The organism is Oleiharenicola sp. Vm1 (assembly GCF_047777955.1).
Lineage (GTDB): Bacteria > Verrucomicrobiota > Verrucomicrobiia > Opitutales > Opitutaceae > Didemnitutus.
On sequence record NZ_CP180537.1, the window covers coordinates 1,025,823 to 1,040,927 of the forward strand.

At 70.1% G+C, this 15,105-nt stretch carries 12 protein-coding genes; 9 read left to right on the forward strand and 3 right to left on the reverse strand.

All coding sequences use genetic code 11. The annotated features are described in order from the left end of the window. Positions 1 to 55 precede the first annotated feature (55 nt). The 3 genes from ACMYLB_RS05500 (at position 56) to ACMYLB_RS05510 (ending at position 5,074) form a co-directional block, all read left to right on the forward strand. A complete protein-coding gene (locus ACMYLB_RS05500; protein WP_415909947.1) occupies positions 56 to 1,828 on the forward strand; it encodes a hypothetical protein in 1,773 nt (590 codons plus the stop codon). Positions 1,829 to 2,040: 212 nt separating this feature from the next. Then, a complete protein-coding gene (locus tag ACMYLB_RS05505; protein ID WP_415909948.1) occupies positions 2,041 to 3,573 on the forward strand; it encodes a tagaturonate reductase in 1,533 nt (510 codons plus the stop codon). Positions 3,574 to 3,583: 10 nt separating this feature from the next. After that, positions 3,584 to 5,074: a UxaA family hydrolase gene (locus tag ACMYLB_RS05510; RefSeq protein ID WP_415909949.1), complete on the forward strand. Its 1,491-nt coding sequence runs from the start codon at positions 3,584 to 3,586 to the stop codon at positions 5,072 to 5,074. 96 nt (positions 5,075 to 5,170) lie between these two features. Here the strand turns inward: ACMYLB_RS05510 and ACMYLB_RS05515 are convergent, their stop codons facing one another. Further along, positions 5,171 to 5,434, reverse strand: coding sequence for a hypothetical protein (locus ACMYLB_RS05515; protein WP_415909950.1), 264 nt, complete (start codon positions 5,432 to 5,434; stop codon positions 5,171 to 5,173). 333 nt (positions 5,435 to 5,767) lie between these two features. Here ACMYLB_RS05515 and ACMYLB_RS05520 point away from each other — a divergent pair, with 333 nt between their 5' ends. The 6 genes from ACMYLB_RS05520 to ACMYLB_RS05545 all read left to right on the forward strand — a co-directional run bounded on the left by ACMYLB_RS05520 (position 5,768) and on the right by ACMYLB_RS05545 (position 12,071). Further along, the gene (locus ACMYLB_RS05520) at positions 5,768 to 6,298 is read left to right on the forward strand and encodes an RNA polymerase sigma factor (protein WP_415909951.1); all 531 of its coding nucleotides are present in this window, start codon (positions 5,768 to 5,770) and stop codon (positions 6,296 to 6,298) included. Next, a complete protein-coding gene (locus tag ACMYLB_RS05525; RefSeq protein WP_415909952.1) occupies positions 6,295 to 6,687 on the forward strand; it encodes a DUF4880 domain-containing protein in 393 nt (130 codons plus the stop codon). The genes ACMYLB_RS05520 and ACMYLB_RS05525 overlap by 4 nt, the downstream gene beginning before the upstream one ends. Beyond that, on the forward strand, positions 6,684 to 7,322 hold the full coding sequence (locus ACMYLB_RS05530; RefSeq protein WP_415909953.1) for a FecR family protein: 639 nt from the start codon (positions 6,684 to 6,686) through the stop codon (positions 7,320 to 7,322). Before ACMYLB_RS05525 ends, ACMYLB_RS05530 begins: the two co-directional genes overlap by 4 nt. Positions 7,323 to 7,355: 33 nt before the next feature. Next, positions 7,356 to 10,382: a TonB-dependent receptor domain-containing protein gene (locus tag ACMYLB_RS05535; RefSeq protein ID WP_415909954.1), complete on the forward strand. Its 3,027-nt coding sequence runs from the start codon at positions 7,356 to 7,358 to the stop codon at positions 10,380 to 10,382. Between the two features lie 100 nt (positions 10,383 to 10,482). Beyond that, positions 10,483 to 11,511 (forward strand): TlpA family protein disulfide reductase, encoded by a 1,029-nt coding sequence (locus ACMYLB_RS05540; protein ID WP_415909955.1) that lies wholly within the window; start codon positions 10,483 to 10,485, stop codon positions 11,509 to 11,511. Between the two features lie 188 nt (positions 11,512 to 11,699). After that, a complete protein-coding gene (locus tag ACMYLB_RS05545) occupies positions 11,700 to 12,071 on the forward strand; it encodes a helix-turn-helix domain-containing protein (RefSeq protein ID WP_415909956.1) in 372 nt (123 codons plus the stop codon). 33 nt (positions 12,072 to 12,104) lie between these two features. Here ACMYLB_RS05545 and ACMYLB_RS05550 read toward each other — a convergent pair whose 3' ends face one another. Continuing rightward, positions 12,105 to 14,432: an ATP-dependent RecD-like DNA helicase gene (locus ACMYLB_RS05550; protein ID WP_415909957.1), complete on the reverse strand. Its 2,328-nt coding sequence runs from the start codon at positions 14,430 to 14,432 to the stop codon at positions 12,105 to 12,107. A 128-nt stretch (positions 14,433 to 14,560) separates the two neighbouring features. After that, a complete protein-coding gene (locus ACMYLB_RS05555) occupies positions 14,561 to 15,001 on the reverse strand; it encodes a DUF2059 domain-containing protein (protein WP_415909958.1) in 441 nt (146 codons plus the stop codon). Between the last annotated feature and the right edge of the window lie 104 nt (positions 15,002 to 15,105).

Here is a 15,105-nt window from a genome sequence, read left to right on the forward strand (position 1 = left end):
CCTTTGCCCAAAACTCGCTGATCGCCGGGCGGGGCGGGCCGTGAAGAATGCGCGCATGAAATTCCGCGCGCCGTTCGCCCGCTGGTTCGCCCTGTTGTTCCTGCTGACGGCGTCCGCGTGGGCGCGCGACGCCTTCGTCGTGTTCTCCGGCGGCGGCACGCCGCTGACGAACAACTACTCGCAATACCTCCAGGCGCGCGCGCTGAGCGCGTTCCTGCTCGCGCGCTATCCGGCGGATTCCGTGTGGGTCTTCTTCGGCGCCGGCAACCGCGAGGGGCAGCCGCCGGTGTTCTCCGATGTGCGCCAGCAGGTGAAGCAGGACGGCCTGATCCTGGAGTCGTGGCTGCCCGGCGTGCTCCCGCGCAACCGGCCGGCGGACAAGGCGAGTTTCCTCGGCGCGCTGCGCGACGAGGTGCTGCCCGCGGTGCGCGACGGCGGCACGCTTTACCTCTTCGTCGGCGATCACGGCACCCAGCAGAAGGACGGCGCGCGCGAGAGCCTCGTCACCCTCTGGCAGATGAAGCCGACGCCGCCGCGCGGCTGGCGCACGGACACAGCCGAGGAGCTCAGTGTCTCCGAACTGCAGGCCGTGCTGGCGGCCGGGCTCGGCCGCGGGCGCGTCGTGTTCTGCATGACGCAGTGCCACTCGGGCGGCTTTCATCACCTCGGCGTTCCGCGCGAAATGCAGCCGGATCTGGCCTGGTTCAGCGGGGTGGTGCCGGATTGGGCGGCGCCGGTGGAGGCCGCCCCGCTGCCGCGCGTGGCCGGTTTCACGGCGACGGACGAGGACTCGCTCGCGGCCGGCTGCGACCCCGATCCCGATCCGGACAAGTGGGCCGGCTACGAACGCTACGTGCCGGAGGCGCTGCTCGGCCTCGATCTTTTCAGCGGCGCCCGCACGCGGCCGGAACTGCCGTCGTTCGCGGCGGCACACCGCGAGGCGGTGCTCGCCGACCAGACGATCGACAAGCCCCGCCGGACGTCCGAGCAATACCTCGAGCGCTGGGCCGCACTGATCGAGCGCCTGGCCGCGGAGCAAAGCCTGACGCCCGCCGTGCGCGCGGCGGCCGACGCCTATGCGCGCGCGGTCGACGCCGGCCTGGCCGACGGGCCGGGCGCCGAATTCGCGGCGCGGCGCGCGGAGTTCGCCGCGTTCATCCAGCGGATGGGCGAACAGAATTCGTCCCTGGTCGCGCTCGTCGGCCACGGCAACCGGGCGGCCCTGGAAGGCGCGCGCGGCACCGGCAGCGGGCGCCCGTCCGCGCCGGTGGCCTCCTCCCAGCCGGCCTCGCCGCTCGCGCAGGAGTGGAAGAATGTCGTGCGTCCCGCGTGGAAGGCCGCCGTCGCAGCCGGCACGGTCGCCGGACTGAAGGGCCCCGCGCTGGCGTTCGAGAAATACCTGCTCGCCCAGGAGGATCGCGGCCGGGACGTGATGTTTCCGCGCGGCTGGCAGAATCCGATGCTCAACGACATCTTCTGGCAGTCCGGCTCCGCGATCCCCGCTGAAAAGGATCCCGCCAAGGCCGAGGCGGTCGCGCGCTGGGCCGCCGAGCGGCGCGCGACGATCGCCGCGTGGGCCAGCGCGTCCCCGGACGCCGCGATCAAGGCCGCCGGCGCGCGCCTGAAGCCGCGCGGGCCGCATTTCGGCGGGCCGCGCCCGCTGTCGGCTCAGATCGCGGCGGAGCGAACGCTCTTCTATCGGCGCACGCTGGCCGCGTGGGCGTTCCTCCAGGCGGTCGGCCACGAGGAGGCGCTGGGCGAGTTGCACCGCTTGATCGCGCTGGAGAACCTCGCGCTTCCGCCGGCCCGGGCGGCGGCCTCCCGCTGAGCGCTGCCGTGCACGAAAAGAAACCAGCATAGCGCGGCGCGCGCGCGCTCGCTTTGCATCGCTTGCGAATCGCTCGTCATGACGCGAGTCATTAGCGCGAAGCCCGCCGCGCGCGCGCCGGCGTGAAACCCGGCGCGATGACACCGCGGCGCATCGTCGGGCGCGGCCGCTTGCGTCGTAGTGGCGGCGCGGACGCCCGCGCGTCCGCACCCATGACGACTCTCACCCGCTCCCTCCTCACGAAGACCTCCGCGCTGCCGGCCGGCGTGGCCTGCGGCCCGCTCGCGACGTTCCCCGAACGCATCGTGCAGTTCGGCGAGGGCAACTTCCTCCGCGCCTTCGCGGACTGGATGATCGACGAGCTCAACGGCCGCGGCCTGCTCCAGAGTCAGGTGCTCGTCGTGCAGCCGATCCGCCAGGGCCTCGCCGCCCAGCTCAACGCCCAGGACGGCCTCTACACCGTGCTCGTGCGCGGCACGGAGAACGGCCAGGTCGTCGAGTCGCCGCGCGTCGTCACCGCCGTCCGCCGCGCGCTCGATCCCTACGCGAGCTGGGCGGAACTCGTCGCCACCTTCGAGGGCAACGACCTGCGCTTCGTCCTCTCCAACACCACGGAGGCCGGCATCGCGTATTCGGCCGAGGCGTTCGATCCGGCGCGCTGCCCCGAGTCGTTTCCGGCGAAGATCGCCACGCTGCTCTACGCGCGCTTCCGGGCCGTGCGCGGCCACCCGGAGCGCGGCCTGGTCTTCGTGCCCTGCGAGCTGATCGAGAGGAACGGCACGCAGCTGCGCGAGTGCGTGCTGCGCCACGCGCAGGCCTGGGGCCTGCCGGCGGAGTTCACGCAGTGGCTGGGCGAGGCCAACGTCTTCCTCAACACGCTCGTCGACCGCATCGTCCCGGGTTACCCGAAGGCCGAGGCCGACGCGCTCGCGGCGAAGCTGTCCTACCGCGACAACCTCCTCGTCGCCTCCGAGCACTTCCACCTCTGGGTCATCGAGGGTCCGCGCGAGCTCGAGGCCGAGCTGCCCTTCGCGCGCGCCGGGCTCAACGTCGTGTGGACCGACGACCTCACGCCCTACCGCAGCCGCAAGGTCCGCGTGCTGAACGGCGCCCACACCGGCTCGGTGCTCGCGGCCTTCGTCGCTGGCGCGACCACGGTGAAGGAGATGATGGACGACGAACTCACCGCCGCCTTCGTCTACCGCCTGGTGTTCGACGAGATCGTGCCCTGCCTGGCGCAACCGGCCGAGGAGCGCCGCGCCTACGCCGAGGCCGTGCTGGAGCGCTTCCGCAATCCCTTCGTCCGCCATGAGCTGCTCTCCATCTCGCTGAACTCCGTCTCGAAGTGGAAGGTCCGCGTGCTGCCGTCGCTGCTCGACGCCGTCGTGGCCAAGCGCAGCGTGCCGCCGCTGCTGTCGTTTTCGCTCGCGGCCCTGCTCTGGTTCTACCGCGGCCACCGCGAGCCGGACGGCCGCGTCCTCGGCCGCCGCGGCGACGAGAGATACCCGATCCGCGACGACGAGGCCGTGCTCGACTTCTTTGTCCGCGAGTGGGCGCTGGTCGAGGAGACGGGCGACCGTTTCGAGTTCACCAAGAACGCGCTCGCGCAAACCCAGTTCTGGGGCCGCGATCTCAACCAGGTGCCCGGCCTGACCTTCTCGGTCGCCGTTTCCCTCGAGCGCATCGCCAGTCTCGGCATGCGCGAGACGCTGAAGAAGCTCGTCGTCGACACGCCGCGCTCCTGAGATCCCGCGCATGAACTCCGGCGTCCTGCTCATCCACCCGGCCGACAACGTCGCCATCGCGCTTCGCCGCCTTGCCGCCGGCACGACGGTCGACGCCGGTGGCGCGACCGTGACGCTCGCAGCCGACATCCCGTGCGGCCACAAGTTCGCCCGCGTCGCGCTCGGCGCCGGTGAGCCGGTGCGAAAGTTCGGCCAGCCCATCGGCTCCGCCACGCAGGCCATCCCCGCCGGCGCCTGGGTGCACACGCACAACGTCCGCACGAATCTCGACGGCGTGCTCGACTACACCTACGCGCCGCAGCCGCCCGCGCCGCTCCCGCGCGTCGCAGACCGCTCCTTCCTCGGCTACGCGCGGCCGAACGGCGACGTCGGCATCCGCAACGAGCTCTGGATCATTCCGACCGTCGGCTGCGTCAACGAGGTCGCCCAGGCGCTCGCGCGCAACCTCCGCGCCGCCGGTCTGCCCGCGGGTCTCGACGGCGTGCACGCGTTCTCGCACCCGCACGGCTGCTCGCAGCTCGGCGCCGACCACGCGTCGACCCAGCAGATCCTCGCCGGCCTCGCCACGCATCCGAACGCCGGCGCCGTGCTCGTCATCGGCCTCGGCTGCGAGAACAACACGATGCCGAGCTTCCGCCGGCTGCTCCCCGACGCGGACAGCGGCCGCTACCGCTTTCTCTCCGTGCAGGAATCGCCCGACGAGATGGCCGAGGGGGCCAGGCTCCTCGGCGAACTCGCTGCCTACGCCGCGCCGTTCCAGCGCACGCCGCACCCGCTCGCGCGCCTGCGCGTCGGCCTGAAGTGCGGCGGCTCGGACGGCTTCTCCGGCCTGACCGCGAACCCGGTCGTCGGCGCGTTTTCCGACCGCCTCGTCGCCGCCGGCGGCACGACCGTGCTCACCGAGGTGCCGGAGATGTTCGGCGCCGAGGCGCTCTTCCTCAACCGCTGCGCCAGCCGCGCGGTGTTCGACGACTGCGTCGGCATGATCAACGGCTTCAAGGAATACTTCCTCCGCTACCACCAGGTCGTCTACGAGAACCCGTCGCCCGGCAACAAGGAGGGCGGCATCACGACACTGGAGGAAAAGTCGCTCGGCTGCCTGCAGAAGGGCGGCACCTCCGAAGTCGTCGCCGTGCTGCCGTATGGCGGACGCCTTGCGCGGCCCGGCCTGAATTTCCTCACCGGCCCCGGCAACGACATCGTCTCGCTCACTGCGCTCGCCGCGTCGGGCGCGCACCTCGCGCTCTTCACCACCGGCCGCGGCACGCCGCTCGGCGGCCCGGTGCCGACGCTGAAGATCGCCTCCAACTCCGACCTCGCCACGCGCAAGGCGGGCTGGATCGACTTCGACGCCGGCCGCCTCATCGACGGGCTGCCGCTGGCCGCCGCGGCGGACGAGCTGCGCGACCTCGTCGTCGCCACCGCGAGCGGCCGGCCGGCGCGGAACGAGGTGAACGGTTTCCGCGAGATTGCGATCTTCAAGGACGGCGTGACCCTTTAGCCGCGTTCGCCGGCCGCTGGCGTGGAGGCGGACCGCAGCGAAACGGCTACCCGCCGGCCGGAGTCATCCGGCCGGCGGGCCTCTTTCGGCGGAGACTCAGGACGACGGCCGCAGGACGGCGCGCTCCACGTCGGCGAGGCGCTCGAGTTTCTGGCGGGTGAGCTCGGCACGAGCGGCGGTGCAGGCGAGCGTGAGTTCCAGCGCCGCCGGCGCGCGGGTGTAGGCGGCCGCTTCGAGGGCGATTTCGGGCACGGCGGCCTTCTGCAGCACGCGGGCGAGGACGAGCGGATCGTGCCCGGCGGCGTGGACGCTCAGGCGCCAGCGGCCGGCGGGGTGGGGGAGGTGGACGGGTGTTTTCATGGCCAAAGAAAAACCCCGGGCGGAACGTCCGCTCGGGGTCGAGAAGGAGGAGGCGGGCCGGAGTTTACGCCGCGACGCCTCTCCACCCGGAGCGGGGAGGCAGCCGATAATCGCGATCGCGGCGGAAGGCATGCCGTCCAGCCTGCGCCCGGCGCGACCGCTGTCACGCTGGACGTGTGTTCTAGCGCTTTCGGGCCAGGCGGTCCGCCGGCGCCGGCCGGGCCTAAGACGAACGAGCCCGCCGGTGCCGTAACGAAATCTTTCCGCACGTCGCCCGCGCCGCCATGTCGCTGGATTTTTCCGCGCGGGCGGCGATACTCCGGGCGTCCCGCCATGCCGCCCGATGCCAGTCCCGAGGTCACCCGCTGGTTCGCCACGGAGGTGCAGCCGCACCGTCCGGCGCTGCGGGCTTGGCTGCTGGCGCGCTTCCCGACGCTGCCGGACGTGGACGACATCGTGCAGGAAAGCCTCGCGCGCCTGGTGGCGGCGCGGGAGGTGAGCCCGATCCGCTCGGCCCGCGCCCTGCTTTTCACCACCGCGCGCCACCTCGCCCTCGACGCCGTGCGCCGGCAGCGCGTGGTGGCGTTCGAGCCGATTACGGACGACACCGATCCGACCGTCTTAACCGATGCGGCGGATGTCGTCGCCTCCGTCACCAAACAGCAGGAACTCGAACTCTTGACCAAGGCCATCCAGTCGCTGCCCGAGCGCGTGCGGCAGATCTTCACCCTGCGCACGGCCTATGGCCTGACCCAGCGGCAGATCGCGGAGAAGCTGGGCGTGTCCGAGAGCACGGTGGAGAAGCAGATGGCCGCCGGCATCCGGCAGTGCGCCGCGTTCTTCGCCCGCGGAGGTGCGCGATGAATCCCGCGTCGCAGCCCCACGATCCGATCCCCGAGGCGATCCTCGAGGCCGCGTCGGCCTGGCTCGCCCGCCGCGACCGCGGCCTGAGCGCGGCGGAGCAGGACGACTACATGCAGTGGCTCCGCGCCGATCCGCGCCACGCCGAGGCGCTGCAGCAGCACGCGGCGGCGCTGGAGCGCATGATGCAGCTCTACGAGTGGACGCCGGCGCACGACACCGAGCCGAACCCCGATTTGTTCGCGCCGCCCCCGCCCGCCACCGCGCGTGGTGGGGCTGGGTCTCGGTCGGCCTCGCCGCCGCGGCCGCGGTCGCGCTGGTCTTCGTGCTCACCCGGCCCGCGCCCGAGAGCGCCGCCGTGGCGGCCGCGCCGCGGTCCTACCTGCGCGTGAACGAACGGCTGGCCCTGCCCGACGGTTCGCGCGTCGAGCTGAAGGACGGCACCCAGCTGGTCGTGCAATATTCCGAGACCGAGCGCCGCGTGAAGCTCACCGGCGGCGAGGCGCATTTCTCCGTCTGGAAAGACAAGGCGCGTCCGTTCGTCGTCGACGCCGCCGGCGTCGAGGTGCGCGCGGTCGGCACCGCCTTCAACGTCCGCCTCGATCCGCGGGACGTGCAGGTGATCGTCACCGAGGGCCGCGTGCAGGTCGAGCAGCCCGCGGCGGCGGTGCCGGTCGCCCCCGCCTACGTCTCCGTGGGCCAGCAGGCGGTCGTCGCGCTGGCGCAGCCGGTGGCGCCGACCATCAGCGGGGTCACCAACGAGGACATCGCGCGCGAGCTCGCCTGGCAGGCGCCGCGGCTGGAGTTCAACGAGACGCCGCTGGCCGACGCGGTGGCGGAATTCAACCGCCTCAACCGCCACCAGATCGAGCTCGGCGACCCCGCGCTCGGCGCGCTGCGCATCGGCGGCACGTTCCGGCCGGACAACGTCGAGGCTTTCATCCGCATGCTCGCGGCCGAACCGGCGTTCGGCCTCCGGGCCGAGCCCGCCGGTGAGAACCGCACGGTGCTGCGCCGCGCGCGATGAGGCGGAGCAGGGCCGAAAAAATGTTACGGCATCGTGGCGACGGTTCGTCTTGGTAGGTGGCCGGCGTTCGTCGGCCGAGCCCCTCCACCCATGCGAACCCTTCGTCACCTCCTGTGCGCCGCGCTCATTAGCGTGGCTTTCGTCGCGGCGGCCTTCGCCGCCGAATCGACCCGCAAGCGCTACGACATCCCCGCGGGCGACGCCGCCATGGCGTTGAAACAGTTTTCCGAAACCTCCGGTCGCGAAACGCTCTTCGCGGCCGAAGCCGTGCGCGGCGTGAAGACACCCGCCGTGCGGGGCGAGTTTACCGCGCAGCAGGCGATCGACGCCCTCCTGAGCGGCACGGGACTGGTCGCCACGGTCGATGAAAAATCCGGCGCTTTCGCCGTGCGCCGGGAGATGCCTGTCGAATCAAAAAACGGCGCTCGCCGTCTCGCTGAGGCAGGGACGGCGGGCGACCAGGCGACGGCGGCGCATGACCCGCGCTCCCGCGTGAAGAACGGCGTGGTTGAGATGGAGGACTACACGGTCACCGGCTCCCGCATCCGCAGCCTGCAGGGCCAGGCGACCGCCAACCCGGTTTTCACCTGGACGTCGGAGGATTTCGAGCGCTCGGGCGTCGCCTCGCTCGGCGAATTCCGCGCGATGATCCCGCAGCTGGGCGTCACGTCGGGCGTCGGCGGCACGGGCCTGACGGGCGGCGCGACTTCATTCGCCTCGCAGTCGCGGGTGGATTTCAATCTCCGCGGCATCGGCTCCGACACGACGCTCGTGCTGGTGAACGGCCGGCGGATGGCGCGCAGCGGCCAGGCAACCGGGACGGACGCGTTCAATCCCGATGGCATTCCGCTGGCGATGATCGATCGCATCGAGGTGCTCACGGCCGGCTCCAGCGCGCTCTACGGCGCGGATGCGGTGAGCGGCGTCGTAAACATCATTCTCAAGAAGCATTTCGTCGGCAGCGAAGTGACCCTGACCTACGACAACACCTTCGAAACCGATCTCGCGGTGAAAAGCGTCAACGTCAGCACCGGTTACCGTTCCGGCCGGTTCTCCATGACGGCGAGCGCGAGCTATCGCGAAAACAACGAGCAAAAGCTCGCCGACCGCTGGTTCACGCGCACGGAGAACCGCGGCACGTGGGCGTCGTCGACGCTCGACCAGGCGCCGGGCGGGGCAGGCAGCCTCACGGCGCGCACGGGCGTGCTGCCCGGCATCGGCGCGCGCTCGGTCGCGATCCCGGTCGGCGCCAACGGGCAGAATCTCACGGTGGCCAGCTACCAGGCCGCCGGGCCGATCGCGCCGCGTTTCGACATCGCGCCGTTCTTCAGCGCCATCAATCCCTCCGAGCGGCGCAACGCGCTCGTCCAGCTCGCCTACGATTGGAAGCCGACGGCCCGCTTCTTCCTCGACGCGAATTGGAGTGAGGCGGTCACCGAGTTTGCCGACCGGCCGATTCGCGTGCCGAACCTCCTGCTCCCCGCCGGCTACGCGGGCAACCCGTTCGGCGTGCCGGTGCAGTTGAGCAAGGTGTTTCTCGACCTGCCGCGCTCCCACCGCGTTTCCACGACCCGCAACAGCGCGGTCGTTTTCGGCGCGCGCGGCGACCTGTCGGCCACGTGGAATTACGAGGCCGCGGCGTCCTTCGCCACCTCGATGCTGAGCGACAACTACCGCGACAACATCGGCTCGAGCTTCAACTCCGCGCTGCTGACCGCGGCGATCAACAACCCCGATCCCGCACGCCGCCCGATACTCATCTACGACAGCTCGACCGCGACGAACCCCAATCCCCCGGGGCTGCTCGAGAGCCTCACGCGCACGGATCCCCGCCGCGATGAGACGCGCTCGTCCCACTACACCGCGCACGTCAGCGGTCCGGCTTTCACGCTGCCCACGGGAGACGTTTCCGTCGCGGTCGGCGCCGAATACCGCGCCGACGAGGTGACGTTCGTCTCGACCACCCCGTTGCTCTCCACGACCCCGGATCGCACCGTCACCTCCGCCTTCGCCGAGTTGCAGGTGCCGCTGGTCTCCGCGGCACAGAATTTCCGGTGGCTCGAGCAGCTGGAATTCAATTTCGCCGGCCGCATCGACGATCACAACGACTTCGGCAAGGCGACCACCCCGCGCGTCAGCCTCCTCGCGCGCCCGGTCAAGTGGATCACGTTCCGCGCCTCGCGCGGCGAGGGCTTCAAGGCTCCGTCGCTGGCGGCGTTGTATGCGCCATTGAGCGAGTTCGAGCAGAACTTCGGGCCGTTCGCGACGCTGTTCGATCCGCTGCGCAACGAATTTGTCCAAGGCGTCGTCACGACGGTCTCGGGCGGCAACCCCGATCTGCGCGCCGAGCAATCCGTGACGTGGAATTGGGGCGTGGCGGTCGATGTCGCGTTCATCCCGGGGCTTTCGCTCACGGTCGACCACTACGACATCGACTATCGCGATCGGGCCGAGGATCTCCAGTTCACACCGCAGCTGCTCGTGGACAGTTACCCGGAGCGGGTCACGCGTGGCCCGGCCGTCGGCGGCGTGCCCGGGCCGATCATCGGACTCGACTTGCGCTCGATCAACACGTCGCGCTCGCGCACGAGCGGCTTCGATTACCAATTGAGCTATCACCGGCCCACGCCCTGGGGGCGTTTCGCGTTGCGCGTGCAGATGTCCGATCCGCAACGCTACGACTATCGCGCGGCGGCCAATGATCCGTGGGCGCCGCTGAATTTTCCGCGGCGGATCAGCGGCACGGTGTCCTTGGGACGCGGCCCGGCGGATGTCTCCATGGCCGGCACCTATCAGTCGGAGTATCGCATCTCGCCGAGCCAGACGTATACGGCGCCGTCACGCGTCGAGTGGACGCCGACGGTCTCCTACGATTTCGACCGCGCGGCCTGGATCGAGGCGAAGGGCGTTCGTCGCGTGTTCAAGGGCATGAAACTGACCGTCTCGGTGCCCAACGTCTTCAACCATCAGCCCTCGCCCGCGGACGCGGCCAAGTCGTTCGTCATCGTGCAGGACCCCCGCCTGCGTCGCTACGTGCTCACCCTGCGCAAGCAATTCTGACATGCATCGCCTTACCCTCGTCCTCCTTTTCGTCCTCTGGCCGTTCGTCGCGCTGGCGCAGGCAACGGAACCCGCTCCGGCCGATGCCGCCTGGTCGGTGGTGGCCGAACTCGCCGGCCGCGAAGCGCCGGAATCCCTCAGCCCGACGGCCCGGTTCATCTGGCGCGGCCGACGGGGCATCGAGCTCGCCGACGTGGCGACGGAGTTCTGCCGCCGTTTCCCTGACGACCCGCGCCGCTGGCAGGCGATCTATTGGATGATCGAGCGTCCGCCCTTGTTCATTGCGACGCCGGAACACGACTGGCCGTCGCTCGATCTGCCCGTTCCGCAGTTCATGCGGCAGGTAAAGCTCGATCCGGAGCGCGCCCAGGCCTCGCGGACGCGCCTGGCGGAGTTGCGCCGACTCCTGCGCGAGTCCGCGGACGCGCCGGAGGAATTCAAGATGCGGCTGGCCCGCTCGGAACTGGAGAGCCGGCTCTATGCCGATCCGGCCGATCCGGCGAAACGGCGCGCCCTGCTCGACGCGATCGAGCAGCATTCGCGGCGCTTCCCCGCCGACGAGGCCGTCACGAGCCTCTATACCCGGTTGCTTTCGATCGTGCGCTATGCGGCACCGGAGCAGGAAGCGGCTTTTCTCCGCGAACTCGCCGCGAGCGAGGTGAGTGCCGCCCGCACGGTGGCGGCGGAGGAGGAACGCGTGCGCGCCATGCTGGCCAAGCCGCTCGATCTGGCCTTCACCGCCGTCGACGGCCGCGAGGTCGATCTGGCGAAGCTGCGCGGCAAAGTGGTGCTGATCGATTTTTGGGCCACGTGGTGCGGGCCGTGCATTGCCGAAATCCCCAACGTGAAGCGCGTCTATGCGGAATACCATGAGCGCGGCTTCGAGATCATCGGCGTATCGTTGGATCGGACGCAGGACCGGCAGAAGCTGCTCGACTTCGTGACGCGCCAAAACATGCCGTGGCCCCAGCATTTCGACGGCAAGGGCGGGCGCAACGAGCTCGCGGTCCGCTTTGCGGTGACTTCGATTCCGGCGATGCTGCTGGTGGACCCGACCGGCCGGGTCGTTTCCACCAACGCGCGCGGCGAGAAGCTCGCGGCCGAGGTCAAGCGTCTGCTGACGCCCTGACGAGGATCGATGCCGCTCCCGGCGCCCTCTGGCGCGCGTCCCGGCCCGTCGGAAACGGGAGCTTCCTTGCGTAATACGCAACAAATCCGAGGGCATGACGCGCACCGGCGATTTTCTTCTCAGGGATTTCGGCGGCTCGTTCGTCTAACCTAGTGGCGCCGCTTTCCGCGGCGCCGCCCCTCTTCGCCATGGTCGCATCCCGCTTCCCCCGTTTCGTCCCCTCCAGCCTCCTCTTCGGCGCCAGCTGCCTGCTGCCCGCCCGCCAGGAGACGCGCGGCGTCCTGCCGGTGTCCCGCCCCGCCGTCGCCCTCGATCCCGGCCTCACGCCCGCCGAGCAGCGCGTGTGCGAGCGGCTGCTCGCCGGGCTGTCCAACAAGGAGATCGCCGGCGAGCTCAACCGCGCGGAGGCGACGATCAAGAACCAGGTCGCCTCGATCCTGCGTAAGCACGGCGTCCCTCCCGCGCCCGCCTGCTGGCGCTCCGCCGCTGACGACTCTGCCGCGAGGGAGGGGCCGTGGTCGTCAGCGGCCGTCGAGCCGCAGCTGGATGGACGCGGCTAAAGTGGCGAGTGAGGCGCGCAGCGGCCCTCAGCTTCAAGCGGACGTCAGAATTTTCTCCCGCAGATGGGTGCAGCGTTGCTTCGACTCGGCGTTGCGCACGGCCATGGAGTAGGCGGCGGGTTCGCCGACGAGGAAGACCTTCTTCCGGCCGCGCGTGATCGCCGTGTAGACGAGGTTGCGCTGGAGCATCATGAAGTGCGCCTTCAGCAGCGGCACGATCACGACGGGATACTCGCTGCCCTGCGATTTGTGGATGCTGATGGCGTAGGCGAGGGCGACCTCGTTCATCTCGCCGCGCTCGAAGACGTGCTGCTCGCCGTCGAAATCGGCGATGAGCGTGCCCTTGGTGAGGTCGGTGCTGACCACCCGGCCGATGTCGCCGTTGAAGAGGCCCTTGTCGTAGTTGTTGCGCAGCTGGATCAGCTTGTCGCCCGGACGGTATTCGCCGCTGACGGCCCGCAGGCCGGCCTGGTGCGGGTTGAGCGCCGCTTGGAGGCGGGTGTTGAGATTGCCGACGCCGACGGTGCCCTTGTGCATCGGCGCAAGCACCTGCACGTCGGTGATCGGATTGAACCACTTGAAATGCGCCGGGATGAACTGCGTGCAGAGCGCGATGATTTTCGCGAGGCAGTCCTCGGCGTCGGTGGCGGCGATGAAGTTCAGGTCGCTCCACGCCTGCGCCTTGTCGACTTCGCTCAGCACCGGCGGCGGCTGGGCGTGACCTTCGTTGATCGCGTGCGCGGTGGTGACGATCGCGCTCTCCTTGCCCTGGCGGTAGACGAAGGACAGGCGAGTCACCGGCAGGGCCGGTGACTCGAGATGAGAGTTGAGGGTTGAGAGTTGAGAGCTGACCGCGATCAGGTCCTTGAGGACGTTGCCGGCGCCGACGCTGGGGAGCTGGTCGATGTCGCCGACGAGCAGCAGGTGCGCGCGGTTCGGCACGGCTTGCAGGAGCGCGGCGGCGAGGCGGACGTCGAGCATCGAGGCCTCGTCGACGATGAGGAAGTCGGTGGCGAGCGGGTGCGACTCGTTCACCGTGAACGCGCCGTTCTCGAACTTCAGCAGGCGGTGGATGGTGGAGGCGAAGCCGCCGGTCGTCTCGGCCAGGCGCTGGGCGGCGCGGCCGGTGGGGGCGGCGAGGGTGACGCGGACTTTCTTGGCCTTCAGGATGTCGACCAGCGCGCGCAGGATGGTCGTCTTGCCCGTGCCGGGGCCGCCGGTGAGGATGGAGAACTTGTGCGTGAGCGCGTGCTTGATCGCGGCGGACTGCAGGCCGTGGAATTCGAAGCCCGCCTTCTCCTGCGCCCACGCGACGGCGGCGTCGACCTTGATCGGCGGCAGGCCGCTCGGCTGCGCGCCGAGGCGGCGGACGACGTCGGCGATTTTTTGTTCGGCGCGGGAATTGACCGGCAGCTGGATCGCGGAATTTTGGATTCTCGATTTTGGATTTTGGACTGCGGAGGGCGGCTCGTCGGGGACGACTCGCCCTGCCTGCGCGGCCGGGCGGCGGGCGGCGGGCGCGGAAGGTCCGGTGCCGTGCGCCACGAGGGATTTTTCGGCGATCAGGGCGTCGATGCGCGCCTCGACGCGCTCGGCCGAGGTCTCGAGCAGGGTGGCGGTGTAGGTGACGAGCTCCTCGCGCGGGTAGGCGGTGTGGCCGTCCTCCTGCAGCGTTTCCAGGGCGTAGATCAGGCCGGCGTCGAGGCGCGGGGCGGAGTCGTTGGCGAAACCGAGGTTGATGGCGAGCCGGTCGGCGGTCTTGAAGCCGATGCCGTCGATCTCGCGCGCGATGCGGTAGGGCTCCTCGCGGATGACCCGCGGCGCGGCGGTGCCGAACTTGTTCACGATCTTCACGCACTGCGAGGTCGTGACGCCGTAGGTCTGGAGGTAGATGTGGACCTCGCGCAGCGTCTTCTGCTCGTCCCAGGCGGCCTTGATGGCGGTGGCGCGGACCTTGCCGATGCCCGGAACCGAGCGGAGCTTGCCCGATTCCTCGCTGAGGACGCGGAAGGTGTCGGTGCCGAACGCGTCGACGATCTTGTTGGCGTAGACCTTGCCGATGCCCGGGACGAGGCCGCTGCCGAGGTATTTGCGGATGCCGTAGACGGAGGAGGGCAGCTCGCTCTTGAAGCCGGTGACCTTGAACTGCGCGCCGTGCTGCGCGTGCTTCGTCCACTCGCCGGTCAGCTCGAGCGTCTCGCCGCACTGCACGCCCGGGAGCGGACCGACGATGGTGACGCGGTCCTCGGCCGATTTCGCGGTCTCCGGGCGCAGCTCCGCGATGGTGTAGTGATTCTCCTCGTTGAAGAAGATGATGCGCTCGAGGACGCCGGTGAGGGAATTGGCGGAGGGTGCGGCCACGCGGCGAAGACGGTTAGCCGGCGCCGCCGGGCGGGCAAGCTCGCTCCCGCGTCCGGCGGCGGCGAACAAAAAGCCCGCCGCGGGAAAGGCGGCGGGCGGGCATGCGATCGGCGCGGCGACGCGCGCGATTATTTCGCGGGCTCGGTCGGCTTCGCCGCCGGAGCGGCGACGGGGGCGGGCATCGGCGCGGCGGCCTTGGCCTCCTCGGCCTGGGCTTCCGCCATGATCTGCTGGATCTTCGGCATGAGGCCGCGCTGCAGCTCCTGGACGAGCGGCATCATGCGCTTGGCGACGTCGGCCTGCTTGAGCTGCGCGCTCGCGCCCTCGGGCGAGGAGTAGAATGCCTTCATCGCCTTCAGTTCGGGTTCGGTGAAGACATCGGCGTAGATGGTGTCCATTTTCGAGAGCAGCGTCTTGGACATCTCCATGCTGAGTTCCATGATCTTGCCCTGCGTGGCCTCGGCCCGGGCGCGCTGCTCGGGGGGCATGTCGGGGGAGAGGCCGGACATCTGCGATGCCATCTGTTTCATCTGGCCGGTCATCCGGTCGATGAGCTTGTCCGCCTGCATGGCGGTGATGACCTCGCGCGCGAGGGCGAGCTTGGCGGCGTCGGGCGCGGGCGCCGGCGGGGTGGGGTCTGGGCGCGCAGGCCGACGGCGAGCGCGAGGAGGGC

What these genes read in the sequence shown, in the direction of transcription:
- ACMYLB_RS05500 (WP_415909947.1), top strand. Translation starts at nt 56, where the DNA reads ATGAAATTCCGCGCGCCGTTCGCCCGCTGGTTCGCCCTGTTGTTCCTG.
- ACMYLB_RS05505 (WP_415909948.1), top strand. Translation starts at nt 2,041, where the DNA reads ATGACGACTCTCACCCGCTCCCTCCTCACGAAGACCTCCGCGCTGCCG.
- ACMYLB_RS05510 (WP_415909949.1), top strand. Translation starts at nt 3,584, where the DNA reads ATGAACTCCGGCGTCCTGCTCATCCACCCGGCCGACAACGTCGCCATC.
- ACMYLB_RS05515 (WP_415909950.1), bottom strand. Translation starts at nt 5,434, where the DNA reads ATGAAAACACCCGTCCACCTCCCCCACCCCGCCGGCCGCTGGCGCCTG.
- ACMYLB_RS05520 (WP_415909951.1), top strand. Translation starts at nt 5,768, where the DNA reads ATGCCGCCCGATGCCAGTCCCGAGGTCACCCGCTGGTTCGCCACGGAG.
- ACMYLB_RS05525 (WP_415909952.1), top strand. Translation starts at nt 6,295, where the DNA reads ATGAATCCCGCGTCGCAGCCCCACGATCCGATCCCCGAGGCGATCCTC.
- ACMYLB_RS05545 (WP_415909956.1), top strand. Translation starts at nt 11,700, where the DNA reads ATGGTCGCATCCCGCTTCCCCCGTTTCGTCCCCTCCAGCCTCCTCTTC.
- ACMYLB_RS05555 (WP_415909958.1), bottom strand. Translation starts at nt 15,001, where the DNA reads ATGCAGGCGGACAAGCTCATCGACCGGATGACCGGCCAGATGAAACAG.